At 59.6% G+C, this 25,641-nt stretch carries 23 protein-coding genes and 1 tRNA gene; 17 read left to right on the forward strand and 7 right to left on the reverse strand.

Features of this window, described 5'->3' with window-relative positions; all coding sequences use genetic code 11:
• The first annotated feature begins 156 nt into the window (after positions 1–156).
• From EXQ56_04415 to EXQ56_04440, 6 genes are all read left to right on the forward strand, one after another.
• Complete coding sequence (locus tag EXQ56_04415; protein ID MSO19696.1) at positions 157–1,977, forward strand: ABC transporter ATP-binding protein; 1,821 nt, start codon at positions 157–159, stop codon at positions 1,975–1,977.
• Between the two features lie 165 nt (positions 1,978–2,142).
• Positions 2,143–3,897: a 30S ribosomal protein S1 gene (locus EXQ56_04420; GenBank protein ID MSO19697.1), complete on the forward strand. Its 1,755-nt coding sequence runs from the start codon at positions 2,143–2,145 to the stop codon at positions 3,895–3,897.
• A gap of 135 nt (positions 3,898–4,032) precedes the next feature.
• Positions 4,033–4,125 (forward strand) — tRNA-Ser (locus EXQ56_04425).
• Positions 4,126–4,206: 81 nt separating this feature from the next.
• A complete protein-coding gene (locus tag EXQ56_04430) occupies positions 4,207–4,479 on the forward strand; it encodes a type II toxin-antitoxin system Phd/YefM family antitoxin (protein MSO19698.1) in 273 nt (90 codons plus the stop codon).
• Positions 4,449–4,850 (forward strand): PIN domain-containing protein, encoded by a 402-nt coding sequence (locus EXQ56_04435; protein ID MSO19699.1) that lies wholly within the window; start codon positions 4,449–4,451, stop codon positions 4,848–4,850. The genes EXQ56_04430 and EXQ56_04435 overlap by 31 nt, the downstream gene beginning before the upstream one ends.
• 123 nt (positions 4,851–4,973) lie before the next feature.
• Entirely contained in the window at positions 4,974–5,516 is a 543-nt protein-coding gene (locus EXQ56_04440) for a DNA-3-methyladenine glycosylase I (GenBank protein MSO19700.1), read from the forward strand.
• Between the two features lie 156 nt (positions 5,517–5,672).
• Here the strand turns inward: EXQ56_04440 and EXQ56_04445 are convergent, their stop codons facing one another.
• A complete protein-coding gene (locus tag EXQ56_04445) occupies positions 5,673–6,464 on the reverse strand; it encodes an AAA family ATPase (protein MSO19701.1) in 792 nt (263 codons plus the stop codon).
• Positions 6,465–6,757: 293 nt separating this feature from the next.
• Here EXQ56_04445 and EXQ56_04450 point away from each other — a divergent pair, with 293 nt between their 5' ends.
• The 6 genes from EXQ56_04450 to EXQ56_04475 all read left to right on the forward strand — a co-directional run bounded on the left by EXQ56_04450 (position 6,758) and on the right by EXQ56_04475 (position 14,646).
• Positions 6,758–8,155 carry a sigma-54-dependent Fis family transcriptional regulator gene (locus EXQ56_04450; protein ID MSO19702.1) on the forward strand — a complete coding sequence of 466 codons (1,398 nt, stop codon included), beginning with the start codon at positions 6,758–6,760 and terminating at the stop codon, positions 8,153–8,155.
• 80 nt (positions 8,156–8,235) lie between these two features.
• Positions 8,236–9,318, forward strand: a complete 1,083-nt coding sequence (locus EXQ56_04455) for a hypothetical protein (GenBank protein ID MSO19703.1) — start codon at positions 8,236–8,238, stop codon at positions 9,316–9,318.
• Positions 9,319–9,478: 160 nt separating this feature from the next.
• Positions 9,479–10,789, forward strand: a complete 1,311-nt coding sequence (locus tag EXQ56_04460) for a lipid-A-disaccharide synthase (protein ID MSO19704.1) — start codon at positions 9,479–9,481, stop codon at positions 10,787–10,789.
• A gap of 94 nt (positions 10,790–10,883) precedes the next feature.
• The gene (locus tag EXQ56_04465) at positions 10,884–12,965 is read left to right on the forward strand and encodes a tetratricopeptide repeat protein (protein MSO19705.1); all 2,082 of its coding nucleotides are present in this window, start codon (positions 10,884–10,886) and stop codon (positions 12,963–12,965) included.
• Between the two features lie 151 nt (positions 12,966–13,116).
• Positions 13,117–13,833: a hypothetical protein gene (locus tag EXQ56_04470; GenBank protein MSO19706.1), complete on the forward strand. Its 717-nt coding sequence runs from the start codon at positions 13,117–13,119 to the stop codon at positions 13,831–13,833.
• A 69-nt stretch (positions 13,834–13,902) separates the two neighbouring features.
• Entirely contained in the window at positions 13,903–14,646 is a 744-nt protein-coding gene (locus EXQ56_04475; GenBank protein ID MSO19707.1) for a hypothetical protein, read from the forward strand.
• Positions 14,647–14,799: 153 nt separating this feature from the next.
• Here the strand turns inward: EXQ56_04475 and EXQ56_04480 are convergent, their stop codons facing one another.
• The 6 genes from EXQ56_04480 to EXQ56_04505 all read right to left on the reverse strand — a co-directional run bounded on the left by EXQ56_04480 (position 14,800) and on the right by EXQ56_04505 (position 20,150).
• Positions 14,800–15,927, reverse strand: coding sequence for a hypothetical protein (locus tag EXQ56_04480; GenBank protein ID MSO19708.1), 1,128 nt, complete (start codon positions 15,925–15,927; stop codon positions 14,800–14,802).
• 131 nt (positions 15,928–16,058) lie between these two features.
• Positions 16,059–16,328, reverse strand: a complete 270-nt coding sequence (locus tag EXQ56_04485) for a hypothetical protein (protein ID MSO19709.1) — start codon at positions 16,326–16,328, stop codon at positions 16,059–16,061.
• Positions 16,329–16,336: 8 nt separating this feature from the next.
• Positions 16,337–17,128: a hypothetical protein gene (locus tag EXQ56_04490; GenBank protein ID MSO19710.1), complete on the reverse strand. Its 792-nt coding sequence runs from the start codon at positions 17,126–17,128 to the stop codon at positions 16,337–16,339.
• Between the two features lie 44 nt (positions 17,129–17,172).
• Complete coding sequence (locus EXQ56_04495) at positions 17,173–18,036, reverse strand: 3-hydroxyacyl-CoA dehydrogenase (GenBank protein MSO19711.1); 864 nt, start codon at positions 18,034–18,036, stop codon at positions 17,173–17,175.
• 175 nt (positions 18,037–18,211) lie between these two features.
• The gene (locus tag EXQ56_04500) at positions 18,212–19,657 is read right to left on the reverse strand and encodes an aldo/keto reductase (protein MSO19712.1); all 1,446 of its coding nucleotides are present in this window, start codon (positions 19,655–19,657) and stop codon (positions 18,212–18,214) included.
• A gap of 124 nt (positions 19,658–19,781) precedes the next feature.
• The gene (locus EXQ56_04505; GenBank protein ID MSO19713.1) at positions 19,782–20,150 is read right to left on the reverse strand and encodes a TfoX family protein; all 369 of its coding nucleotides are present in this window, start codon (positions 20,148–20,150) and stop codon (positions 19,782–19,784) included.
• A 124-nt stretch (positions 20,151–20,274) separates the two neighbouring features.
• Here EXQ56_04505 and gcvT point away from each other — a divergent pair, with 124 nt between their 5' ends.
• The 5 genes from gcvT to EXQ56_04530 all read left to right on the forward strand — a co-directional run bounded on the left by gcvT (position 20,275) and on the right by EXQ56_04530 (position 25,597).
• Positions 20,275–21,387: a glycine cleavage system aminomethyltransferase GcvT gene (gcvT, locus tag EXQ56_04510; GenBank protein MSO19714.1), complete on the forward strand. Its 1,113-nt coding sequence runs from the start codon at positions 20,275–20,277 to the stop codon at positions 21,385–21,387.
• Between the two features lie 31 nt (positions 21,388–21,418).
• Entirely contained in the window at positions 21,419–21,820 is a 402-nt protein-coding gene (gene gcvH, locus EXQ56_04515; GenBank protein ID MSO19715.1) for a glycine cleavage system protein GcvH, read from the forward strand.
• A gap of 134 nt (positions 21,821–21,954) precedes the next feature.
• The gene (locus EXQ56_04520) at positions 21,955–23,289 is read left to right on the forward strand and encodes an aminomethyl-transferring glycine dehydrogenase subunit GcvPA (GenBank protein ID MSO19716.1); all 1,335 of its coding nucleotides are present in this window, start codon (positions 21,955–21,957) and stop codon (positions 23,287–23,289) included.
• A gap of 131 nt (positions 23,290–23,420) precedes the next feature.
• Complete coding sequence (locus EXQ56_04525) at positions 23,421–24,911, forward strand: glycine dehydrogenase subunit 2 (protein MSO19717.1); 1,491 nt, start codon at positions 23,421–23,423, stop codon at positions 24,909–24,911.
• An 86-nt stretch (positions 24,912–24,997) separates the two neighbouring features.
• Positions 24,998–25,597 (forward strand): hypothetical protein, encoded by a 600-nt coding sequence (locus EXQ56_04530; GenBank protein MSO19718.1) that lies wholly within the window; start codon positions 24,998–25,000, stop codon positions 25,595–25,597.
• Positions 25,598–25,641 lie beyond the last annotated feature (44 nt).

Genomic DNA, 25,641 nt, shown 5'->3' on the forward strand with positions numbered 1-25,641 from the left:
GGTTTCCCTGCATTATTCCCTGTTAGCATACTGAAAGAGGGTTCGCTCTCGACTCGTTCCTCTGTCATCCCACGCCGGTGGCTTCGGAGGGCAGGCCATTCCCCTACGGGTATCAATTCTTAAAGAGCGCGTTTACCGCGAGAGAAGATCAGCAACTTGAATCCGATTATTAGTGCCAAGGATATTTCGAAGAGGTATGGCAGCGCGCCGCTCTTCCAGAATGTTTCGTTCACCGTGGCGGAAGGCAATCGGATCGGCATCATCGGTCCTAATGGCTCCGGCAAATCGACACTGCTCGAAATCCTCTTTGGCCGGGTCCTGCCGGACACCGGGGAGGTGGCCGTACGCAAGCGGACGAAGGTCAGCTATGTCGCGCAGATTTCGGAGTTCGCCTCCGGCGATACCGTTCGATCCATAGTCGAGCGCGCTCTCAATCACAAGGCCGCGACCGCCGAAACTATTGAGGGGCTGCCTTTCCGGGCAGTCGATGCGCTGGCCCGCGCCGGTTTCAAGGATTTGGATACCAAGGCCACGGAGTTGTCGGGAGGCTGGCGCAAACGGCTGGCCATCGCTGAGGCGCTGGTTCAGGCGCCGGACATTCTGCTGCTCGACGAGCCGACGAATCATCTGGACCTGGCAGGAATCAAGTGGCTCGAATCGCTTCTGCAGAGCGCGCCATTCGCCTGCGTGGTGGTCAGCCATGATCGTTATTTTCTCGAAAACATAGCCACCGAAGTTGTGGAACTCAATCGCATCTATGTGGATGGGTTGCTGCGCGTTGACGGAAACTACAGCCAGTTTCTGGAGGCCAAAGCGGAATACATTCATGCGCAGGGCAAGCGGCAGGACGCTGTGGAGAACCGCGTGCGCACCGAGAGTGAATGGCTGCGCCGGGGCCCCAAGGCCCGGGCAACCAAGGCCAAGGCGCGGATTGATAGAGCGCACGAAATGATTCAGGAACTCGCGGACCTGAATTCGCGCAGCCGCGTTGCCACCGCCAAAATCGATTTTGCCGCGACGGATCGCAGAACCAAGGACCTAATCGAGCTTGCAGGTGTTCACTATTCCATTGGCGGACGCACGCTGTTCGAGGGGCTGGATTTTACGTTTCGATCGCAGATGCGCGTGGGGCTGGTGGGTCCGAACGGGAGCGGCAAGACCACACTACTGCGGCTCTTGCAGGGAGAGATCCGGCCATCGAGCGGCGCGATTAAACGGGCCGATGCACTGCGCATCGTCTACTTCGATCAAAACCGGTCGCTCGATCCCAACGTGCCGTTGCGCCGCGCTTTGGCGCCGGACAGCGACTCGGTGATCTATCAGGATCGCGTCGTTCACGTGGCCGCATGGGCAGCGCGATTTCTCTTTAATGGCGAGGACTTGAACCAGCCCGTCGGGCGGCTGTCGGGTGGCGAGCGGGCGCGCGTTTTAATCGCGCAGCTCATGCTTCAGCCGGCTGACATCCTCTTGCTCGATGAGCCGACCAACGATCTGGATATCCCCACTTTGGAAATTCTGGAAGAGAGCCTGCTGGAGTTTGCAGGAGCGCTGGTGCTGGTAACGCATGACCGCTACATGCTGGACCGCGTTTCAAACACCGTGCTGGGCCTCGATGGGCTGGGGCAGGTGGAACCATTCGCCGACTATTCGCAATGGGACGTGTGGCAGCAGTTGCAAGAGAAAAAAGCCGGGGCCAATAATTTGGCAACCCAGTCTGCGCGTTCTGCTCCGGTTGACCCTCAGCGGGCCGCCAAGAAGAAGCTCTCCTATATGGAAGCGCGCGAGTTTGCGGCCTTGGAGAGCAGCATTGCCGAGGCGGAGCGAGGACTTGAAGCAACGCGCGCCACGCTGGCCGATCCGGCAGTCCAGAGTGATGCGCCCCGCCTGCTGCGACTTTGCGCCGAAGTGGACGAGGCCGAGAAGTCTCTGGAAAAGCAATATGCGCGCTGGGCGGTGCTGGAGGGGAAAAATGGCTGAGTTCTCCCAGGCGCGTCTGGTGGCCTGGGATCTGCAGCAAGAACCACGACCGGCGTGTGTCACCACTTGATTGCGGAAGTCCCGCAACAAACGATAGAATGTTTCGCGCACCACTAAACTAAACGAAGGCTAACCCAATCCATGTCAGATGCGAACATCCCTGAAATGAACCTGCCTGATCTTCAGGTAACGCCCACTCCCACTCCAGCGCCTGCCGTGGCCAAACCGCCCGTGGCAGTGCCCGCAAAGCCATTCACCGAGCCGCCAGCGGAGCCGGAAGAATCATTCAGCGAGCTTTTCTCGCAATACGAGAAGAGCAACCCGCGTAAGCGCAACGAACCCGGCGCGGGGCTTACCGGCACGGTGGTTGCCATCACCGCCGATGCGGTGATCTTCGACATCGGGCGCAAGGAGGAGGGCATCGTCCCGCTGGCGGAGTTTGCGCGCACGGGCGAAAGCGTGAAGCCCGGCGATCAGGTGCAGGTGACCATCACCGGTCGTGATCCCGAGGGTTATCTGAAGCTGGCGCGTGGGCGGGTTGCGCGAACGACGGATTGGAGTTCGCTCGAAAAGGCTTTTGCCGAGAAAGCCATCATCGCTGGGACGGTTACAGCGGTCATCAAGGGTGGCCTGAGCGTGGATGTGGGCGTGCGCGCCTTCATGCCCGCCTCGCGCAGCGGCACGCGCGATGCCGCCGAAATGGAGAAATTGGTCGGGCAACAGATTCGCTGCCGCATCAGCAAGCTCGACGTGGCCGATGAAGATGTCGTGGTGGATCGCCGTGCTGTCTCCGAAGAAGAAGAGCGCGCCGCCAAGGACCGCCGCTACGGCGAAATTCGCGAAGGCGACATCGTTCATGGCGAGATCAGCAGCATCGCCGACTACGGTGCATTTGTGAATATTGGCGGCGTGGATGGCCTGCTGCACGTCAGCGATATCGCCTGGTCGCGCATCAGCAAACCTTCCGATGTGCTAACCATCGGCCAGCAGATAGACGCCAAGGTGCTCAAAGTGGACATCGCCAAAGGGCGTATCTCGCTGGGCATGAAGCAGCTTCTGCCGCATCCCTGGGATCAGGTGGCCGCCAAGTTCAAAGCCGGCGAGCGCGTGCGCGGCACGGTAACGCGCATTGCTGACTTCGGCGCGTTCGTGCAACTGGAGCCGGGCATCGAGGGACTGATCCACATCTCCGAGATGGCCTGGTCGAAGCGCGTGCGCAATCCCGGCGACGTGGTGAAGGTCGGAGAGACGGTCGAGGTGGTTATCCTCGGCGTGCAAGTCCCCGAACGGCGTATCTCGCTGGGCCTGAAGCAGGCGCTGGGCGATCCCTGGGCCGAGGTGGCAGAGCGCTTCGCCGCAGGCTCGGAGGTCGAAGGCCCAGTGATGAGTCTGACCAAGTTTGGCGCATTCGTGCAGGTAGCTGAGGGCGTGGAAGGGATGATTCACATCAGCGAGATCAGCGCGGAGAAACGGCTAGACCATCCCCGCGATGAGTTGCATGTGGGGCAGGTCATCAAGGCGCAGGTGCTGGAAGTGGACACCATCAAGCGGTCCCTGCGTCTGAGCATGAAGCAGCTAGTCCCCAGCCACGCCGATGAATATATCGCCGAACACAAGGAAGGCGACGTGGTCACCGGTCGCATGAAGAAGTCCAGCGGTGCCGAGGCGCGCGTGGAATTGGGCGAAGGCGTGCAAGGCGTTTACCGGATGGATGCAGCTCCGGCGCAAAAACCGGAGGCTTCGGCACCGGTCGTTGCGGACCTTTCCTCCTTGACGTCCATGCTGAATGCCCGCTGGAAGGTGGGCAGTGGCGTCGCCGCTGCTCAACCGGAGGCCGCCAGCACGGGGCAAATCCGCAGCTTCCGCATCGTCAAGCTCGACGCAGCCACCAAGCGAATTGAACTGGAGTTGGCCGAGTAGGGCTGACATCCTATCCCTTATTCGCTGACCGTTATTTCAAATAACCGGGTTCCGCTGGCGGCCCATGCGTGGTTCTGATAGAATGCTTGCAGACACGCGGACGCTTGTCTTAGAGCAAGCGTCTGACGCCCCCGCGGAGAGGTGGCTGAGTGGCCGAAAGCAACGGTTTGCTAAACCGTCGTACGGGCAAAACCTGTACCGAGGGTTCGAATCCCTCCCTCTCCGCCAGTAATTTCGGCATTTTCCCATTCCCATTCAGAAGACCCGCAATGTTCCGATGGCGTACGTTATGGATAAAAGCACGTACGTATGGTATGCTCATCCAGTAATAGGTTGGCTGGCAGGAGACGTTCCATGCGCATTACGGCATCCAAGCTGCGGGAAAATATTTACCGGATTCTCGACGAGGTGGCGGAGAAAGGGACGCCCGTGGAGGTTTTGCGCAAGGGCACGGTGGTGAAAATTGTCGCCGAAAATCGCCCGTCAAAACTGGCGCGGCTGAAAAAGCGATCTGGCTTCATCGGCGACCCCGATGATATTGTCGGGATGGACTGGTCGAAGTATTGGACGGAGTTGCAGTGATCTATCTGGATGCCCACGTTCTGGTGTGGTTGTATTTTGGCAACTCCGAAAAACTGAGTCCCGCCGCGAGACGCGCGCTGGAAAAGCATGATCTGCTGGCCTCAGCCGCAGCGGTCCTCGAGGTGGAATTGTTGCATGAGATCGGCAGGCTGCGCCCATCGGCGGCGATTATCATCTCGGTGCTGGAACGGGATTTGGGGTTGAAGGTCTGCGACCTCCCCTTTCGCACCATCGTTGATTGTGCGCTGAAGGAAGCCTGGAGCCGCGATCCTTTTGACCGGCTCATCGTGGCTAATGCCAAGGCGGGAGCCGCGCAGTTAATCACCGCGGACGAAAACATTCATAAGCACTTTCCCCGCGCGGTTTGGTAGCCAACTCCCTGTCCGAATTTTAGGGCCATTACGCAATTCCATTTTCTTAACTGGCATGGAGTGTATCCTGGAGAAAGCTTCATCGTGAAGAACACCCATCTCACGCGCTGCGCCTGGGCTGCGATGTCCGGCAATGCGCTGGTGATCGAGTATCACGACCGCGAGTGGGGCGTGCCGATCCACGACGATCTGCTATTGTTTGAGTTCCTGATCCTGGAAGGCGCCCAAGCGGGACTCTCCTGGCAGACCGTGCTGAATAAGCGCGAAGAATATCGCCGCGCATTCCACAGCTTCAATCCACAACGCATCGCACAGTATGGAGCCGTTGACGCCGCGCGACTGATGGGCAATCCCGGCATCATTCGCAACCGGCTGAAGATTTCGGCCACCATCTCGAACGCGCAGGCATTCTTGCGTGTGCTGGACGAGACCGGTTCGTTCAACGAATATCTCTGGCAGTTTGTGGGCGGCCAGCCCATTCAACACAGCTTTACTTCAATGAAGCAAGTTCCGGCCACCTCACCCGAGTCCGACGCCATGAGCAAGGCGCTGATGAAGCGCGGCTTTCGATTCGTCGGCTCGACCATCTGCTACGCATTCATGCAGGCCACCGGCATGGTCAACGACCACACCACGGACTGCTTCCGGCAGAGCACTGTGCGTTAACAGATCCGCGCGCGTAAGCGAGCGGACTCGCTCGAAGTCTCCCCAGTCCATTTTGTCGATGATTTTGTTTCGATAACCCTGGCTTGCGCGCGATTCAGCATGGCCGTGCCGTCTTAGGTGTCCGCTCCCTTACGCGCGCGGCTCGGTTTGCGCTGCCTAGACGAAGCGGCGGGCGTGTTGTTGCACGTCCTGGCGGAAGTCGCTGGCATTTATCGTCACGCGTTCGCACATCTCGAACAGGCGCGAGTAGACGCGGATGCCGATGCGCTCCTGCAGCGTGTCGGCAACGCGATATTTGCCGGAGGGGCTGCGACCAGACCCCGCGTAGGCTGGCGCCGCGTAGGCCGATTCAGCCGAGCTCTCGGGGAGATTTGTGGTGAGCAGCGTGGCTTTCTTCTGGTTGTAGCGGAAATTCAGGATGTAGGTAACGGTGTCTTCCACCCAATCGGAGATGCGCCGCGCGCCGAGGTCGTCGATGGCCACCACGTCGGTATGCAGGATGGGTTCGAGTATCTCCGCCTTGCTCAGCTGCGAGATAGGGTCATAGCTTTCCTGCAGCTTCTCCAGCATGTCCGGGAATGAGCAGAACAGACAATTGAGGTTTTTAGTAAGCATCAATTCCCGCAAGGTTGCCACCATAAGATGAGTTTTGCCGACGCCCGGATTGCCGAGCAGCAGCAGTCCCTTCTCGACGAGCGGATACTGCTTGGCGAAACTCTGGGCCTTCATTTTGGCCATCTCCAGCGAAGAGTTGCCCATCGGCTGAAAGTCTTCGAAGTCGCAGTTGCGGAAGCGCGGTGGAATCTGCGCCTGCTCCATCCACCAGGCGGCGCTGCGTGGCTGGGTGCGGCAGGAGCACGCTTCCACCGCGCGCAGTCCGCCGCGGTCTACGGGGCGCCAGCCGGTACCGTCGCATAGTGGGCAAATGGGTGTCGTCTGTTTCTGCATAACTCGTGGGAATACAGCATAAATCAGTGTGGACCGCGTAGCAACCCGCGGCGCTCCATGCCTCTCCCGATATTAGCCGTGATTGTCCAATCCCGCGTTTGACTTCATAGAGTTACCTGGTGTGCTGACGTACCCCTCTTCTGCCTCTTTAGCAATCATCTGGGAGTTGTTAATAGTCAGTCAACCGAGTCTGGGGCGATGCCCGGAGCTTACGCGGAAGGCATTTGGTAGCATGGCCGTGCGGACATACGCCAGTCGCTTAATTTCACCTGAACAATCGCCGAGCTCAGCCGATGGATAGGATTGAGTTGGCAGAGGCGGAGGCGGTTATGAACGCGGAAGAGCCCATCCACTTGGGTTCGCTCAAGGCTGGCGTGAAGGTATTGGTATGCGGTGTCTCCACCGACCGGATGGAGGAGATAACCCGGTTCCTTTCCGCATTTGAGTATGAGCCTATTCCGGTGCGTTCGCCCGGACGGGCTTTGGAGGCGGCTGTGGCCAGCCAGGCGCCGATCGCCATCTGGCTGGAAACGGATGCCACCGCACGGCGAGGTGTGATGTTGGATGCGGCGCGTATGCTGCGCACACTGACACCAGGCACCGAATCGATTTTGGTCGGACCCGCGGATGAGCCTGAATATGCGGCAGCGGCATTTCGCGCCGGGGTGTACAACTGTCTGACCTGGCCGCTGGATTACGCCAATCTGGCAAGAGATATGGACCTTCTGGGATTTCGTGCCACGCGTCGTCGTGAACAGAGTCTGTGGGCGAGCAGGGGAAATGAAGTGACTTTTGAAGGCATGGTCGGAAGCAGTCTGCGGATGGCGGTCATTTATGAGCAACTACAGCGCCTGGCACTGACCGCTGACCCTGTGCTAATTACCGGCCCTGTGGGAGCGGGCAAAGAGTTGGTCGCCAGCGCGTTGCATTCCCTCGCGGAGAAGGCTGGCATCAATAAAAATTACCAGCCCATGATGGTCTACCGATGTTGCGGACTGACCGAAGATCGCGCCGCTGAGTTGTTTGGGGAGCAGGGTGTTTTAGGCCCCATTGTTGGAGATGCTCGGCCCGAGGGTGAAGCAAAAGCAGAGGCGGTCGCCACCGAAGGGATCAACGCCGTCGAACTATTGGGATTCACGAGACCAGGAGTACTGCTGCTCGACGAGATCAGCGATCTGCCCCGTCGCGCCCAGCAGAAGCTGGCATCGTGGATTCTGGTGAGAAAGGCCGTGCGCAAGGATTTTCCCGTGCGCATCGTGGCCACCAGCCGGTTCGAGCTGGGGCAGGGAGAGTTTCACCCCGGCCTGTTGCGTCTGCTGGCGAAAGAAACCATACAGATTCCCGCCCTGCGCGATCGAGTGGAAGATATACCCTTGCTCGTCCAGCATTTTCTCAGCCGTCGTATGCAAGGTGGCGCAAGCGGCGAAGTGGCCGCTCCGATACCAGAGATTTCACCGGAGGCCCAGCAGGCCCTGCTGAGGCACAACTGGCCGGGAAACGTTCGTGAACTGGAAAACGTGATTTCTCGCGCGGTGATGCTGGCAAAGCTGGGGCGGATCGAGTTGCCAGACCTGAATATTTCTGCGCCGCCAAAGCCGCCATTGGGCTACTCAGCATGGGCCGGGTCAGGATGGGCTGGGTCAGGATACACCGAAGTGGATGGAGCGGCGCGCCCCGCTTGGCTCAATTAATTGTTCCGCGAGAGAGCGGGACAGGCAAAGCGTAATCGTGAGAATGAATAGTTATGGCAACTAATAACGGGAGCGTAAATATGTCCAACATAGAGGTCTCGACAGAGAGATCCACTGGTTCTTGGGATGTGCTATTGCGGATGGGCCGGTCGCTGCGGATTACGGCCATCGCGGTAATCGTAGTCCTGTCGATCGGGATTGCGTTGGTGCTGCAGGGGCAGATGATGAATAACCCTGATCTGGCCCATTGGCTGACCCGCCCCACCCTGCTCATCGCAGGATTCTCTTCGATGATGTTTCTGACGGTTACTTATCTCATCGGCAAAGAATGGTCTGTGGTCCGCAGCCAGCGCGCGGTACTGGTGACGGCTCTGGAAGAGGAGTCCATTAACATGGCTCGGCGGTTCAACCCGGTGGTGGATTTCCATCACCCGGAGGTCTGTCGCGAAATTCTGACGCAGCAAGCCAGCCTGGCGGCCCGGTTGCATGCGCCGATCTCCATTCTGGAACTGAGTCTGTCGGAGATGGGCAGCCAGCCGCTTGCTCCGCAGTGGCGGCAGTTTGGCTCCGAACTGTCGCGGCAGGTGAAGGCGCGCTCGCGCCAGACCGACTCCATGCTGCGCTGGACCCCGGAATCTTTCCTGCTGGTGATGCCGGAGGTTTCCGCGGAGGAGATGGGCGTCATTACCACTCGTCTGCATAATGAACTGGAGGTCTGGTTCCAGGAGCGCTTCGACGCGAATCGCCGCCCGACGCTGCAATCCCGCGGCTTCACCACTGACATACTGGGCAAATCCAGCGATATTCTTCGCGAGACCCAGGCTCTGCTGGAGGAACAGGCGCGCCTCAGCAGTCCGAAGGCCGATGGAAAGCGCATGCAGGTTCGCCGCGAAAAAAGCGTGGGTCTTACGCTCCAGTTCGATATTTCTGGCATGGATGCCGGCGGCCAGGAGTTTTGTGATCGTATTATCACGCAACGCGTCTCGGCAGACTGCATTTGGTTTGCCTGGAATCGTGAAGTGGAGTTGGAGGCATCGCTCCAGGTCTCCGATCGCGAGGGTACCGTTTCCGCGAAGGCCGTGCTGGCGGAGTTCGCAACGGTAAAAGGCGAACGAATCGCCGAGGTACGTTTTCCCAAGGCTCCGGACAATTGGGTTATGTAACCCCGCTTTCCGGTTAAGCGAACGATCACAACATGAAATGCCTGAAAAAGGCCTGGGAAAGGGAGAATCATTAGGATTCTCCCTTTTTTTATGAATCCACTCCCGCCCGCGATTCTCCAGCATCGGGCCGCCACGGCACCGGCGCTGGCGGCTATAATGAATACTCGGCGCAAGGCGGCCTCGGCCGCAATATTCTCAGCAACTGGATTGGCACGGATCTGTGGCGGAGCAAACACGCGTGTTCATCTCAGCCGGAGAGGCCTCCGGCGATTCGTATGGAGCGATGTTGGTCGACGCGCTGCGCAGTCGACGGCCCAACGCCGAATTCTTCGGCTGCGCCGGTCCGCGGCTGCAGGCTTCCGGCTGCCAACCCATCGTGGATGCCGGCACCATCACCATGGTCGGACTGGTTGAGGTGATTCCCGGATTGCCCCGCGCGTGGTGTGCGTTGCGAGATTTAAAGCGGGCCATCCGCGAACGCCGTCCGCAGCTTGCCATATTGATCGACTTCCCGGATTTCAATCTTCGTCTGGCACATGAGCTAAAAAAATACGGAGTGCCGGTGCTTTATTTCGTGGCGCCACAGGTGTGGGCATGGCGCAAAGGGAGGCTCAAGGATATCCGCCGCGATGTGGATCGTCTGATGTGCCTGTTCCCATTTGAAGAGGAATTTTTCCGGAAGGCTGGAGTAAACGCCGAATTTGTCGGTCATCCACTGGCCAGCCGCGCGCGGCCCAGCCAGCATCCGGAAGAGTTTCGCCAGAAGTTGGGCATTGCCGCGGATCAGGCAATCGTCGCGCTATTGCCCGGCAGCCGCCGCAAGGAAGTGCAGCTTAACTTGCCTCCCATGCTCGATGCCGTCCGATTGCTCGCTGCCCAGCGGCCCTGTGCGTTTGTCCTGCCGGCAGCCACCACATTGCCCGAAAACTGGTTGCGCAATCAGCTCGGGAGCATGTCCGGGCAAGTCCGCATTGTCGAGAATTTGTTTTACGATGCGGTGGGGCACGCGCAGGCCGCCATTGTGGCCAGCGGAACGGCGTCCACGGAGACCGCTATTCTGGGCACGCCCATGGCCATTGTCTATCGGGTGAGCGGGCTGAGCTGGTGGTTGGGCCGGCGGTTGGTAAAAGTGCCTTTTTTCAGCATCGTCAATTTGGTAGCCGGACGCGAGGTCATTCGCGAGTTCATTCAAGATCAATTTGCCGGGCCCGCGGTGGCGGCGGAGATCACCCGGATATTGGATGATCCATCGGCCCGTGCGAAGATGCAGGCAGACTTGAAGGAAGTAACCCGGCGGCTGCGCCGATCATCGCCAGGGTCTGGTATAGAATCAGGTATAGAGGCGGACTCTATGGTGGTGGATGTTGCCGTTGGCGGACAGGAAATCGACGATCCCATACAACGGGCGGCGGCAGTTGCTGAATCTATGTTATTGAGGCCCGTTGCCGATGGAATGCCGGGCAGGGACTGAATCGGGGAATCAGCAGGCCTTTCCGAGGGCTGGTTGGTGGTACGATAGCAAGCAAAATAATCCGTCGGGAACTCCGGCCCGACCAGTATATTAAATGGCAAATATGAGTGGGGGATTTATGCCGGGACGATTGCTTTTAGGGCTGCTCCTGTTGTGCTCGCCGATGTTCGTGGTTCACGGGCATGCCCAGTATCGTGAGGATCCGGATACGCAATCTGGAGCCATGCTGGCCGAGGACTACTCGGACGATCTGGTGGCGCAGCAGGAACCAGTGGAGGTTCAGCATTACCTCATCGACGCCGAGCTGAAACCCGCCACACACGAAATTGTCGCCAAGGCTCAGATACGCATCATCGCGCGGCAGAGCAGCAATCGTGTAATCTTCGAGCTGAACGGCAATCTCTTTCCCAAGCGGATACTCGATGACCAGGGCAAGGACCTCTCCAGCCGTCGCGTCGGCGATGGCCTGAAGCTGGAGGTAACGCTGCCGCGTGCGCTCAACAAGGATCAAACCACCACTCTCACCATCGAGTATGAAGGCGCGTTGCTGGATGCCGAGAATTCTCCGGTGGATGGCGTGCAGCTTGCCTATATTGGCGAGGACACATCGTACCTTCTCTATCCTGCGCGCTGGTTCCCCGTGATGGGTTACACCACGAATCGATATACCGCCGATCTGCGTGTTACCGTCCCGGTGGAGTATCAGGTGATCTCCGGCGGTCGGCCCGGTGCACCGGGCGCTGTTGCGCAGGGCAGTCAGCAGTTCGCATTTGTATTTGATAAGCCGACATTTGCCGGCAGCATTGGAGTGGTTCGCCAGCAACCGAATCAGCCACAGACGGCCAGCGCCAGCGGCATTCGCGCCAAAGTTTACTTCTCCCCCGAGAAGCAGGCGTACGCGCTGAACTACGGCGAGACCGCCGCCAAGATGGTCAGCTACTTCAGCGCAAAGTTCGGTCCGCCGCCGGTGGCTGACATTTCGATTGTCGAAATCGGAGACGCTTCGCTCGGGGGGTATGCCGCGCCGGAAGTGATCTTCCTCTCCACGCGGGCTATTGGCACGGAATTGAATCTGCGCCTGCTTGCGCAGGAAGTTTCTCAGCAGTGGTGGCGCGGACTGGTCAGCCCGGCCACGCGCGCCGATCTGTGGCTCGATCACGGCCTGGCCACTTATTCAGAAGCGCTCTATCTCGAAAGCCTTGGTGGCAAGCAGGCCCTGGAGGACCGCATTCACGAGATGTCCATCGAGGCGCTGACGCATGACACCATCCCGGTTCGCTCCGCCGGACGCCTGCAGGAATACTCGCCTGCCTATAAGTCGCTGCTCTATGACAAACCTGGCTACGTGATGCACATGCTGCGCTGGGTGGTGGGCGACGAGAACTTTTTCGCGGGTCTACAGAAACTCACGCAGGCCTACGCATTTGAATCTGTCTCCACCGACGCCTTTAAAAACGTGATGGAAGAAGTGAGCGGCCAGAAGCTTGAAGGATTCTTCATGCAGTGGTTCTCCTCCACCGGAGCGAGCGACTTCACGCTCGACTACACCATCTACCGCCTCAAGGAGGGTTACCGCATCGCCGGCACCGTCAGCCAGGATCAGGACCTGTTCTCGATGCCCGTCGAGATCACCATTCAGACGGCCAATGATCCGGTAACGCAGCGTGTTCAAGTAACCGGGAAGTCTTCCGAATTTTCCATCACCAGCGCGGTGCGGCCTGTCAATATTGTGGTTGATCCCAACAACCGCGTGCTGAAGTATAACAATGAGATTCGCGTTCGTGTGGCCATCGCGCGCGGCGAGCAGGCCGTGCAGCAGCGCGAATATCCGCAGGCGCTTGAGGAGTATCAGAAGGCGCTCGACGTCAACAAGCTCAGTTCGCTCGCGCAGTATCGCGTGGGCGAGGTGTTTTATCAACTGCGCAATTACCAGTCCGCCGCTAACGCCTTCCGCGCCGCGCTGAATGGCGACCTCGCCCCGGAATGGACCGAGGTCTGGAGCCACCTCAATCTCGGCAGGATATTCGACATCACCGGCCAACGCGACCGCGCCGTCAATGAGTATCAGCAGGCCATCCGCACCAAGGACAACACCCAAGGCGCACTCGACCTCGCCAACCAATACCTCAAAACACCTTACGAGCGCGTCAGTGCGCCAGCCGAAGGCGGCGCGTAAGCCGTTTAACAGAGCCGCGACCGGTAGGGTGCGGACCTATTTCGCTTCCAGCAATTCTGATTGTCTCCAACTCGCCAATGGTATAATCTGACGCGAATCGAACCTTCGATTTGCGTACAAACGCATAGTAGAAGAAAGGCATGGATTGATTATGTCGATAACCAAACGAATGGCGTTGCTGGTGGCCTTGGTTGGATCTGCCGTGCTGCTGATTTTGACATCTGGCAATCATGTAAACGCTCAAGATTCTTCCCGTCAGGGGCCGGCCAAGCGGCAGTTGCCTCCTGATGTCTATCCGGATTCCCGCTTCCGCCTGCCGCTGCCCAAGCGCGAAGAGTTGGACGAAGCCGGCCAACGCGTCTACGATGCCACCATGTCCGGCGCGCGCCAGACCCTCGCCGGCCTGCAAGGTCCCACTGGAATTCGTCTCTACAGCGGCAAGCTTTCAGAGGCCATGAGTGGTGTCAATAATTATGTTCGCCGCGAGACGGGCCTCGATCCCAAACTCACCGAGTTGGCCATTCTGGTTACGGCGAAGGAGATGGAGAGCCAGTTCGAGTGGACCCAGCACGAGATCGAAGGCCGCCGCGTCGGCCTCAGCCCCACGGCGATCGACATCGTGAAGTTCGCCAAGCCGGTTGCCGGACTCGGCGAGCAGGAGACCATCATCATTCAGTTTGGACGCGAGCTGATGGGCAAGCGCAAGGTCTCTCCGGTTACATTTGCCAGCGCGCTAAAGTCATTCGGCAAAAAAGGCTTGGTGGACCTGACCGCGCTGATGGGCAGTTACGCCTCGACATCATTGCTACTGACCGCGTTCGATATGCAATTGCCGCTCGACCAGGACCATCTGTTGCCCGTAAAGTAATCAGAGCCCCAACCGCCAGGGAGGGGCTCTGATTGAAACACAATATTGCGAAATTTTGTGGAGGAACTCATGAATCGCATGTCAGGAAATTACGGGGCCAAGGTTGGTTCGTTCGCAGCATTGTTCTTTTTCTCGTGCGCGCTGATCTTCGCGGCGCAATATGCCGCCGCGCAGCGCAACGCCGGCGCAGCGGGAAACTCGTCGGAACTGCCTTCCGATATTGATCCAGTCTCGCGGATGCGCTTGCCAGTGGTGAAGCGCGCCGATCTGGATGACCACGGAAAAATGGTTTTTGACAAGACCACCGATACGCCCAATGAGCCGGACAAGCCGGTTACAGGGCCGAGCGGCATTCGCATGTATTCACCGCTGGTGGCCGAGCATCTGAATATAGTCAATCAGTATCTGCGCAGGATTCCCAACCTGCGCCTGGCCGAGCTGGCCATCTGCAATGCGGCGCGCGAGGCCAATAGCCCTTACGAGTGGGCCGCGCACGAGACCGCCGCGCAGAAGGCCGGCGTCGAGCAAGAGATCATCGACATTGTGAAGTTTCGCAAGCCGCTGCCCGCGGTGGGTTCGGTGAAGGGACTGGGCGAGAAGGAACATGCCATCATCGCGCTGGCGCGCGAGATGCTGCGCTCGCCCAACCGGGTAAGCTCGAAAACGTTCGCTGCAATGAAAACCCAGTTTGGCGCGAAAGTGATGGTCGAGATGGTGTCGCTGATGGCGCACTATTCAGCCACCGCATTCCTGCTGAATACGTTTGACTTGCAGACCAACCAGTCGCCAAATTCTCCGCTGACCGTGCCATAGCTTTCGCTGAAAGCCATTTTGGTTGTCATTCCGAGCATAGCGAGGAATCTGCTTTGCTGTTTGCGATATAGAAAATAAATCAGATTCCTCGCTGCGCTCGAAATGACAACTGAATAAGGTTTTACCCTTAACTGTCGGGTTGCCGGGTATGGTTTACATACGCTTGCGCAACTGAAGCACTTGGAACGTGCTGCCCATGCCTTCCGGCAGAATCAGGGACTTCAGTTGCCGCGCGCGTTGCTGACGCTCTTTGTCATCCGCGCAATCGGAGAGTACGTCGGCGAACTGATCGGACTCGCCCACTGCCATCAGGAATCTGGACTGCGTGCGCAGGCACACCTCCGCAGCGTTCCTGCCATCGGCCTTCTTCGCTAAAGTTTCCAGGAACAGATCGAAGTTGACGTGCGCGGTCAGGTCTTGATCGCCGGGACTGCCCAGCAAATCCACCACCGCGCGATGTTCGCGGTAGCCCATCGCGCTGCCCTCGCGGAAGCGTCCCAACCGCCACTCATCGAGTGTGTAACCGTAATCCACCACCAGCATCTCGCCGCGAACCAGCGCGCGTTCGAGACGCCCCACCCAAGCACCCGATGCCGGAGAAACTTCCGCCTGCCAACCATCCACGCGCCCGTTAAGCGGGATCTCCGGATCAAACCGTTTTTCTGCTTCTCGCGCAAGCTCCGGTGCGGAAGGTTCGCGCTCGCACCAGGCAGGCGCATCACCGTTTAAGCCAACGCACCGTTCCATCCATCGGCCATTCCGCCAAACCAGAATGTGAACCGGCAGCGCGTCGAAGAATTCATGCGTGAAGATACAGCCCGTGACCGCCGCGACTTCAGGTAGGTTTGGTTCCACGCGAAACCGCGCGCCCGTAGTTTCTAGAGATTGCTGCAACGATTCGCGCAGCCGAGAACTCTGTTCCACCGCGAGGTAGTGCAACGCGGATGCAAAGTCTGGGAAGCGCCGCGCGATCCACGGTAGCAATTCGCGCGCGAACTGCCCGTCGCCGGGACCGAGTTCGACGAGATCGAATCTCACCGGCTTACCGAGCGCATCCCACACCGACTCGAAGTGCCGCGCCAGAATGCGCGCGAAGACCGGACCCATGTGCATGTTGGTGTAAAAGTCGCCCTGCCTGCCTAGCTTCACGCGCTCTGAGTTGTAGTAGCCGAGCTGAGGGTGGTAGAGGCACAGCTCCATGAAGCGCGCAAAAGTGATGGCGCCGCCCGCCGCGCGTATCTCGTCGCGCAGTATTGGAAGCAGTGGTAGCTCAGTAGTCATGAGAAGGTGGGAGGCGTTCGGGCTGAAATTAATCCGAACAGAGCCGCGACTGGAAGGGAGCGGTCACGATGAAGTCCGCCATGCAATCCAGTAACCGCTCCCTTCCGGTCGCGGCTCTGTTCTAACCGTGCCTAACCGTGAATGTCCTGCGGCGTGCGGACGAACATCTCCATCATGTAATCGTGCATGCAATTGTAAAGCTGCCGCTGAAAGGTCCACTCAAACTGCGGATGATCCAGATCGCGCGGATGCATCTCGAAGAGATATGTGTGCAGCCCCAAGTCATCCTTGGTGCAGTCGATGGTTACTTCCACCGAGCCATTCTTGTCACGACACCCCAGACGGAACAGCGGATGATCATATTTTGCCAGCTCATGTTCGACTCGCTGTAGGCCGGTCATAGGCTCCGTTACTCGCCGGTGTAGGTCGGCTTGCGCTTTTCGAGAAACGCCGTCATGCCTTCGTACTTGTCTTTCGACTCGAACAGAATTGCCTGTGCCACTGATTCCAACAAGAGTCCAGAATCCATCGGCATGCGCGCGGATTGATTCAGCGCGATTTTGGCGAGACGCACGGCCAGCGGCGCACGCGCAAGAATTTTCTTGGCCACTTCGCGCGCCGTGTCCATCAACTGCGGAAGCGGCACCACCTTGCTGACCAATCCAATACGATACGCTTCCTGCGCGTCGTAGATATCGCCGGTGAGCACCCAAGCCTTCGCGTGCGACAAACCAACCAGCCGTGGCAGGCGCTGCGTCCCGCCGCCTGCGGGAATAATGCCGAGGCTCGCTTCCGGCAGTCCAAATCTGGCATTCTCGCTGGCTACGCGGATGTCGGCGCAAAGAGCGAATTCGCAGCCGCCGCCCAGCGCAAAGCCATTTACCGCCGCAATCACCACCCAGGGGAAATTCTCGATGCGGGTGAAGAGCGCGCCGTTAATCGATTCCAACGCTTCTTTCTTCTTGCGCGCCCGCAGCGCGGCGATGTCCGCGCCGGAAACATAGGCCTTATCGCCCGCTCCAGTCAGGATCAGCACGCCCGTCTGGTTCGGGTCCAGCGTGTCGAGCGCCTGATGAATCTCCTGCACGGTCAAAGTGTCCAGCGCGTTGCGTGCTTCCGGGCGATCCACGGTGAGGGTCCATAACTGCCCATCTTGTTCCAGACGTATATTCTTCCAGGCCACTTGAGTCACCCCTCGCATTACTCGCGATGCCTTGCTTAAATCCCGGACTCCGGTTAAAGCTGTTACTTCTTCTCAGACGGATAATCGTAAACACCGCGCCCCACTTTGCGCCCCAGCCGCCCCGCCTTCACGTATTGCAGGAACAGCGGAGCGGGACGGAACTTGTCGCCTAGCGTTTTGTACAGGTAGTCGAGAATGTGCGCGCGCGTATCGAGGCCCACCAGATCAATCATCTCGAACGGACCCATGGGATGATTCAGCCCCAGCTTGATGGCTTTGTCGATATCGGCCGCCGAGGCCACGCCCGCCTCCAGCATGTGAAACGCTTCGTTGCCGATAATCGCGTTGATGCGGCTAGTGATCATGCCGGGCGATTCCTTGATGACCACCACTTCTTTGCCCATCTGCACCCCGACTTCGGTGGCGATCTGCACAGCCTCGTCGGAAGTCTCCAGACCCTTGACGATCTCGAGCAGCTTCATCTTGTGTACGGGATTGAAGAAGTGCATGCCGAGGAAGTTCGGCGCGCGCTTGGTCATGGCGGCCATCTCGGTGATGCTGAGCGAGGAGGTGTTGGAGGCGAACAGCGTGTGCGCCGGGCAGGCTTTGTCGAGCCGCGTGAAGGTGTCGTACTTGATCTTCAAATCCTCGGGCACGGCCTCGATGACCACATCGGCGGCGGCGCCGGCCTTCTCGATGTCCGTCCCCGTGGAGAGATTCGCCAGCGTCTTCTCGCGGACTTCGGCGGATAGTTTGCCGAGCGACACGCCCTTCTCCGTCTCGGCGCGAATGTTGTCCATGGCCTTGGCCAGGATGGCCTCGGAGATATCCACCATGATGGTTTTGTAGCCGCCCTGCGCGGCCACCTGCGCGATCCCCCGGCCCATCAGCCCGGACCCGATCACCGTAATATTGCGAATGGTCATAGAACCTCACCTGTCTTAAACCACTTTAGTTGCACTGCCCACCGAATTGCATTGCGAGACCCTGCGGAGGTCCCACATCTTCAAATTAAATCACAATTGGCCGATGGTTTGCACCCCGGCGGCGCGCGTCCGTTTTGGTAGCCGCGTCAAGCGATTTTCTTGGCGCGGGCCTTTCCTATTGCACAGTCCCAGATTGCGTCTGCGCCTGCATCAGCGCGAAGCGGCCCAGCACGGTGAGGGCGTCGAAGCGCGGCAGCGCCAGCGCGCCGAAGCAGTCGTCCACGTATTCGCGGCGGCGCATGCCCACCAGCGCGCAGGAGAGGCCGTCCAGATTCAACAGCGTGTTCAGTGCCATCTGGCTCAGCGTCGATTTGTCGTTTGGAGGGCTAGGGGGGTACCCGGCCTGCAGCAGCCGCTCGCGCACATGGTCGGAAATTTTCTGCTGTGATTTCGAGACGTAGCGCGCGGCCTCCTCGAAGACCGCCGGGATCATCTCGACGAAGCGCGCCCACCACTGCTTCCACTCGTTATGCTCGCCGTAGAGTTGCTGGCACTCCATCGCCCAGCGCTCGATGGGCTGGATCAGGCGCATGTAGTAGACCTGTTCCCAGTGGGCCGGCGACTGAATCTGCGGCAGCATCTTGGACATGTATTCGGCGATGCCGCCCTCCAGTCCGCTGAACAGTGGAACTTCAAACTGCTCGTGCAACTCTTTCTCCATCTTGCTCACGGGTTCGACGATGGAGGCGATCTGCTCGCGCGCCGGGGCGGCTTCGCCGGGACGCATGAAGTCGGCGAGGCGCACCATGCTGTTGCGCTGGAAGGCGTTCAGCGGACGGTTGGCCAGCACGCCGATGCCGCGTTCGCGGCAATAGTCCAGCGCCGTCTTGGTTTCATTGTTCAATTCCAGCGCGCCGCCGCTTTCGAAGACGTTCAGCGGAAGTTGCACCACGCGGAAGTGATGATTCGGCGAGACCGACTCCGCCGCTGCCCAGCAGCGCGCGATGCTGGTGGCCGTCGGCTGGCTCTCCGGGTGTCCAAAATTATTCGAGCTGATGCCGTACCAGCCCAGCTCGCCCGCCGCGACCTTGCTCTCCAGAAACGCGAAGGCCTCGCGCACGCGGCGATAAAATTCCTTGCGATGATTGTCGTCCACCGCGCCCTTGTGCGATTGATCTTCCAGATAATATTCCGGGTTGTGCAGCAGATACACTTCCAGATAATTGCGCCGCAGACGTTGCATGCTGCGCCGCAGTTGCGTTTCCAAAAATTCTGGATGAATGCAGTGCCAGATGCCCTCGCCGTACTCGACCACCTCGGGAAACGTCTGCTTCATGGCCAGCGCCATGTTCTGACCCTGAATGTATCCACCCTTGGTAACCAGAATCGTCCCGTGATCCGGGTAATCCTGCAAAACTTTTTCCACCATTGTCTCGGCGAGGCCGTCGCCATAGTTGGCGCTGGTGTCGATGAGGTTGCCGCCGCGGTCGAGGTACGCGCGCAGCGCCTGCTCGTGCGCCGAGTTGCCATCAATCACGCGATAACATCCGAAGCCCAGCGAATGGCAGTTTATGCCGGTATTGCCGAGCAGTCGCCGCAGCGGCGCGGTGTCAGTTGACATGGGAAGAGTCCTTCTGGCGAACAATTGATAAGAGGCTAATAGGCAGACTACACTACAACTTCCTGACCCGGCAACTTGCCCCCGCAACTTGCCTCCGCAACATGACCCGGAAGCGCCGCCGGACTTATTTTTTGCGGGCCGTCTTTGTCTTCTTGGGCTTGTTCGCCTTGGCAGGCAGCGAGCTGGCGAAGGCGATGGACGGCTTGAGCCACTTGCGCACGGTTGACACCGTGGCGGTTTCGGCGGCGTCCACAAATACGAATCCGCGCATGGGCCGACCGGTGAACTCCATCGGATTCACGCCGGGGCGTTCCAGCATCGCATCATATTCATGGGGCGAGACGCGCAGCATCAACCGGTCCTTCACGATCCCGCAGCACATATGTCCTCCGAGCATGAAGGCGATGCCGCCAAACATTTTCATTTCGACCACCTGAGTGTGCTCCCCAATCGCCACGCGAACCAGATCGGCCAATACAGGATCAAAAGCCATAATCGCCTCCCAATAATTACGAAACACATTTTACTGCGATGTGCTGCTTCTTGACGGAGTTTTGCGCGATATATTACGATCATTGTCTTTCCACTTCCCGCCGGAGAGTTCAGTGACGGATTCCATGACCACCGAGTTGCTCAAGACCGCGCTCAATGCCACGCATCGACGCATGGGTGCGAAGATGGTGCCGTTTGGCGGTTGGGACATGCCGGTGGAGTACAGCGGCATCATCGCCGAGCACATGGCTGTGCGCACCAAGGCGGGCTTATTCGACGTCAGCCACATGGGCCGCGTCGATATTGAAGACGGGCCGCAGGCCGGCTCCGCCTTCGCGCTGCTGCAATCCATCACCTGCAACGATGTCGCCAAACTCCAGCTTGGACAGGCGCACTACACCGCGCTGCTGAATGCGCGCGCTGGCATCGTGGACGACATTCTCATCCACAAAATTTCCGACCGGCATTATTTTCTCTGCATCAACGCGGCGCGCCGTGCGCAGGACCTGGCGTGGATCAGGGTGAACAATCAGCACGGTGCGCGCATCACCAACCGGAGTGACGAGACTGCGCAGATCGCGCTGCAAGGCCCGCGCGCGCTGGCGATCCTCCAGCCATTCACCAAGACGGACCTCGCCGCGATTCGCTATTACTGGTTCACGTCCGGCGAGGTGATGGGCGTGCCCGCGCGCATCGCCCGCACCGGCTACACCGGCGAAGATGGCTTTGAACTTTATATTCCCGTAGCGGAGTCGGAGCGAATCTGGAACGGATTGCTTGAGGCTGGCAAGCATGAAGGTCTGCTGCCCGCGGGCCTTGGTTGCCGCAATACGCTGCGGCTCGAATCAGCCATGCTGCTCTATGGGCACGACATGGATGAGGCCACCACCCCGCTCGAATCGAATCTTGGCTGGATCACCAAGCTCGACAAAGGTGAGTTTCTCGGCCGCGAAGTATTGCAGGAGCAGAAGGCCAAGGGCGTCGCGCAACAGTTGGTTGGCTTTCGCATGATCGACCGCGGCATTGCCCGCGACGATGCGCCCGTCTGGAAAGACGGCCAGAAGATCGGCAAAGTAACCAGCGGATCGCACGCCCCATTTCTAAAGCAGAACATCGGCCTGGCGCGAGTGCCGTCGGCCAACGCCAAGCCCGGAGAGCGTATCTCGATTGAGATTCGCGGGCAGATGGTTGCGGCGGAAGTCGTGCCCACTCCGTTCTACAAGCGTTCGAAAAATTAGTGTTGAACGAATAAAGGCAGGCACCAAATTTATGAGTCAGTCCAACTATCCCGCGCAGTTTCGCTATTCCACCGAGCACGAGTGGGTCGATGCACCTGGCCCAACAGCCGCCACAGTGGGCATCACCGACCACGCCCAACACGCGCTCGGCGACATCGTGTTCGTGGACCTGCCGCGCGTGGGCACTGCGGTCGAGGCAGGGAAGCCCTGTGGTTCGGTCGAGTCGGTGAAGGCGGTCTCGGAAATTTTCTCGCCGGTAACGGGCGAAGTTACGGAAGTGAACGCGACGCTCGCCGATCATCCGGAGATCGTTAATCAGGACCCGCACGTTAAGGGTTGGATGATTAAAGTTGCTCTCGCTGCGGGCGGCGTGCCGTCTGAGTTGATGACCGTCGAGCAGTATCAGGAATTGCTAAAGCGGGAAGGCTCCTAGCGTTGGAATAAATTCCAACCTCTTTCAGTTGTCATCCTGAGCGCAGCGAAGGACCTGCTTTTTCCTTCGATGAAATCTCAAAGCAGGTCCTTCGCTGCGCTCAGGATGACAACGTTGTTGAATAGAAATTAACGATGAGATATCTCCCCAAATCGCCCTCCGAACGGCAGGAAATGCTCGCCTCCATCGGCGTTGCATCCGTTGAGGAATTGTTCGCGGGCATCCCGGCGTCGGCGCGACTGAAGCGGCCGCTGGCGATGGACACCGGCAAGTCGGAAGTGGAAGTCCTGCGCTACTTCCGCGAGCGCGCCACCGAAAATGCCCGCGAGTTCACCAGCTTCCTCGGCGCGGGCGTCTACGACCATTTCCGTCCCGCCGTGGTGGACGCGCTGATTTCGCGCAGCGAGTTCTTCACCGCCTACACGCCCTATCAGCCGGAGATCAGCCAGGGAACGCTACAGGCCATCTTCGAATTTCAGACGCTCATCTGCCAGCTTACCGGCATGGATGTCTCGAACGCCTCGCTCTATGACGGCTCGACCGCTCTGCCCGAAGCCGCCATGATGGCCATTCGCCTGACTAACCGCAAACGCGTGCTGGTGGCGCGTTCCGTGCATCCTGAGTACCGGCAGGTGCTGGCCACTTATCTCCAGCATCAGGGTATTCAGATTGATGAGATCGGCTACACGCCATCCGGCCAGGTGGACGCAAAGTCGATTGCTGCAAAATTGGGCAGCGATGTTGCGACGGTAATTGTGCAGTCTCCCAACTTTTTCGGCGTGGTCGAGGAAGTCGCCGCCATCGCGCCGCTCGCGCATGACGCCGGCGCGCTGCAAGTGGTGATGATCGCCGAGCCGCTCTCGCTGGGCATCGTGCGTCCGCCCGCCGAGGCCGACATCGTGGCGGGCGAGGGACAGAGCTTCGGCGTCGCGCCCAGCTACGGCGGACCGTTCGTGGGCTTCATCGCCACGCGCGAAAAGTTTGTCCGCAACATGCCGGGGCGGTTGGTGGGCCAGACCGTGGACTCGAGCGGCGAGCGCGGTTTTTGCCTGACGCTGGCCACCCGCGAACAGCACATCCGCCGCGAGAAGGCGACATCGAACATATGCACCAACCAGGCGCTCTGCGCGCTGATGGCAACTATTTTCCTGTCTCTGCACGGCAAGCAGGGGCTGCGCGATCTGGCGCTGCAAAATCTATCCAAGGCCGGCTACGCCGCCGAGCGCTTCCGCAAAGCCGGCGCGCGCGTGCGCTTCACCGGCCCGTTCTTCAACGAGATGGTGGTTACCGGCTTGCCGTCGCGGCCCGGCGCCTTGAATGTAAACGACCGCCTCGCCGCGCAGAAGATCATCGGCGGATTCGATCTGGGACGTTACTACCCGGAGCTGGCCGGCGATCAGTTGTTGTGCTTCACCGAGACGCCCACACGCGAGAAGATCGATCAACTGGTGGAGACGCTGGCGGGCTAGTTAGGCATTGATGTGGTTTGGTTGTCATTCCGAGCGCAGCGAGGAATCTGCTGTTTGTTATTGAACGAGGGAAAGCAGATTCCTCGCTGCGTTCGGAATGACAATGTTGAAAGAATGACGCTGAAAGCATTATGAGCAATCAAGACATTAAAAAAGCGAAGCGCCACCTCACGCAGAACGAGGGGCTGATCTTCGAGGGCAGCTCGCCGGGCAAGGCCGGCGTGGAGATGCCGCCGCTCGATGTGCCCGCGCTTGATCCCGCCGCCGCGCTGGGCGCGCAACTGGTGCGCGACGAAATTGCAGGCTTCCCCGAGGTCAGCGAGATGGAAGTGGTGCGCCACTTCACGCGCCTGTCGACTTGGAATTACGGCGTTGATCTAGGCGCGTATCTGCTCGGCTCCTGCACCATGAAGTACAACCCGAAGATCAACGAAGTGGTGGCGCGCCTGGAAGGCATCGGCAACGCGCATCCCTATCAGCCGGAGAATCTTTCGCAGGGCGCGCTGCGCATCATGAAGCACCTCGCCGACGCGCTGCTCGAAATCGTGGGCATGGACGCCATCACGCTGCAACCCGCCGCCGGCGCGCATGGCGAGATGACCGGCCTGCTGCTGGTCCGCGCGTATCTGGAGTCAAAGGGCAATCCGCGCCGCAAGGTTCTGGTGCCCGACTCCGCGCACGGGACCAACCCGGCCTCAGCCTATCAGGTCGGCTATCAGACGCAGAACCTGCCGTCGAACGCGCGCGGCACAGTGGATCTCGCGGTCCTCGACAGGATGATGAACGAGGATGTGGCCGCGCTGATGCTGACCAACCCCAATACGCTCGGCGTCTTCGACGACCAGATTGTGGAGATTGCCGAGATCGTGCATTCGCGTGGCGGGCTGATCTACATGGACGGCGCGAACCTGAACGCGCTGCTCGGCGTCAGCCGCCCCGGCGACTTCGGCATCGACGTGCTGCACTTGAACCTGCACAAAACTTTCTCGACGCCCCACGGCGGCGGCGGGCCGGGCGCGGGTCCGGTGGCTGTGAAGAAGCATCTTGAACCGTTCCTGCCCATCCCGCGCGTGCGCGAAAACTCCGACGGCACGCTCGCGCTCGACTTCGATCAGCCGAAGACCGTGGGCCGCGTCCGCGCGTTTTACGGCAACTACGGGATGCTGGTGCGCGCGCTGGCGTTCATCCTCGCGAACGGCTCGGACGGCCTGCGGCAAGTTACCGACGACGCCGTGCTCAACTCGCGCTACGTCCGCAAGGGCCTCGAGGATTATTACGAGCTGCCTTATCCCGCGCCCACGCTGCACGAGTGCGTCTTCAGCGACAAGCGCCAGTTGAAAAACGGCGTGCGCACCGGCGACATCGCCAAGCGCCTGATCGACTACGGCTTCCACCCTTACACGGTCAGCTTCCCCCTGATCGTCCCCGGCGCGCTGATGATCGAGCCGACGGAGAGCGAGAGCAAGCAGGAACTTGACCTGCTGATCGACGCGCTGCAATGCATCGCCCGCGAAGCCGAGACCGAACCTGAGACTGTGCTCAACGCCCCGCACACCACCCGCGTCGGCCGCATGGACGAAGTGCAGGCCGCCCGCAAGCCCATCCTCCGCTGGCGGTCGTAACTTACCGCAAACCCCACAGAGCCGCGCGCGTAAGCAAGCGGACCGGGTCGAGAATCGCGATTCGGGAATCGGGAAACCCAAAACTTATGCCACGACGACGGACATTGATTGAGCCGCCGCTTTATTGGGTGGAGAAGCCTGTGCCGGTTGCGCCGCCGGCGCTGCCGGTGGTGGCCGAGCGCGGCGGGACGCAGTTCATTGCGCCCAAGGCGACGATCATCGTGGATACGCGTGAGCAGATGCCGTTCAAGTTTTCGCGCTTTCGCGGATGGTTTGCGGGGGTGAAGAAGAAGGCGCTGAAGGTGGGCGACTACTCCATCGCGGGCCTGGAAGATTACGTTACGGTCGAGCGCAAGGACCTGCCCGACCTGATCCAGTCATTCACCACGAACCGCGCGGTGTTCGTGGCGAGGCTGCGCAAGATGGCTGACTACCCGCATCGCCTGCTGGTGGTAACGGCGTCGTTCACCGAAGTGAAGTCGCGCTACGGCGGCGTTTCGATTGATCCCAATCGCATCACGCAATCGCTGATCGCCACGCTCACCGGCGCGGGCGTGCCGTTTATCTGCAGCGAGACGCACGAGCTGGGAGCGGAGATCACCGCGTCATATCTCTATCAGGTACACCTCTACCACTGGTTGGAAGAGCAAGGCGAAGGCCGCCGCCTCACCGACAACGACCTGTAACGAGAAACGGGCCGCGGGCGGGTGTTCCGGGGATTCCTCATCAC

This window comes from Acidobacteriota bacterium, assembly GCA_009691245.1.
Taxonomy (GTDB): Bacteria; Acidobacteriota; Terriglobia; order 2-12-FULL-54-10; family 2-12-FULL-54-10; genus SHUM01.

Coding starts and splice junctions, on each gene's coding strand:
- EXQ56_04450 (MSO19702.1), top strand. CDS start 6,758: ATGGATAGGATTGAGTTGGCAGAGGCGGAGGCGGTTATGAACGCGGAA.
- EXQ56_04500 (MSO19712.1), bottom strand. CDS start 19,657: ATGTCAACTGACACCGCGCCGCTGCGGCGACTGCTCGGCAATACCGGC.
- EXQ56_04520 (MSO19716.1), top strand. CDS start 21,955: ATGAGATATCTCCCCAAATCGCCCTCCGAACGGCAGGAAATGCTCGCC.
- EXQ56_04420 (MSO19697.1), top strand. CDS start 2,143: ATGAACCTGCCTGATCTTCAGGTAACGCCCACTCCCACTCCAGCGCCT.
- EXQ56_04480 (MSO19708.1), bottom strand. CDS start 15,927: ATGACTACTGAGCTACCACTGCTTCCAATACTGCGCGACGAGATACGC.
- EXQ56_04445 (MSO19701.1), bottom strand. CDS start 6,464: ATGCAGAAACAGACGACACCCATTTGCCCACTATGCGACGGTACCGGC.
- EXQ56_04490 (MSO19710.1), bottom strand. CDS start 17,128: ATGCGAGGGGTGACTCAAGTGGCCTGGAAGAATATACGTCTGGAACAA.
- EXQ56_04525 (MSO19717.1), top strand. CDS start 23,421: ATGAGCAATCAAGACATTAAAAAAGCGAAGCGCCACCTCACGCAGAAC.
- EXQ56_04475 (MSO19707.1), top strand. CDS start 13,903: ATGAATCGCATGTCAGGAAATTACGGGGCCAAGGTTGGTTCGTTCGCA.
- EXQ56_04430 (MSO19698.1), top strand. CDS start 4,207: ATGGTATGCTCATCCAGTAATAGGTTGGCTGGCAGGAGACGTTCCATG.
- EXQ56_04440 (MSO19700.1), top strand. CDS start 4,974: ATGTCCGGCAATGCGCTGGTGATCGAGTATCACGACCGCGAGTGGGGC.
- EXQ56_04505 (MSO19713.1), bottom strand. CDS start 20,150: ATGGCTTTTGATCCTGTATTGGCCGATCTGGTTCGCGTGGCGATTGGG.
- gcvT (MSO19714.1), top strand. CDS start 20,275: ATGACCACCGAGTTGCTCAAGACCGCGCTCAATGCCACGCATCGACGC.
- EXQ56_04465 (MSO19705.1), top strand. CDS start 10,884: ATGGCAAATATGAGTGGGGGATTTATGCCGGGACGATTGCTTTTAGGG.
- EXQ56_04495 (MSO19711.1), bottom strand. CDS start 18,036: ATGACCATTCGCAATATTACGGTGATCGGGTCCGGGCTGATGGGCCGG.
- gcvH (MSO19715.1), top strand. CDS start 21,419: ATGAGTCAGTCCAACTATCCCGCGCAGTTTCGCTATTCCACCGAGCAC.
- EXQ56_04485 (MSO19709.1), bottom strand. CDS start 16,328: ATGACCGGCCTACAGCGAGTCGAACATGAGCTGGCAAAATATGATCAT.
- EXQ56_04530 (MSO19718.1), top strand. CDS start 24,998: ATGCCACGACGACGGACATTGATTGAGCCGCCGCTTTATTGGGTGGAG.
- EXQ56_04455 (MSO19703.1), top strand. CDS start 8,236: ATGTCCAACATAGAGGTCTCGACAGAGAGATCCACTGGTTCTTGGGAT.
- EXQ56_04470 (MSO19706.1), top strand. CDS start 13,117: ATGTCGATAACCAAACGAATGGCGTTGCTGGTGGCCTTGGTTGGATCT.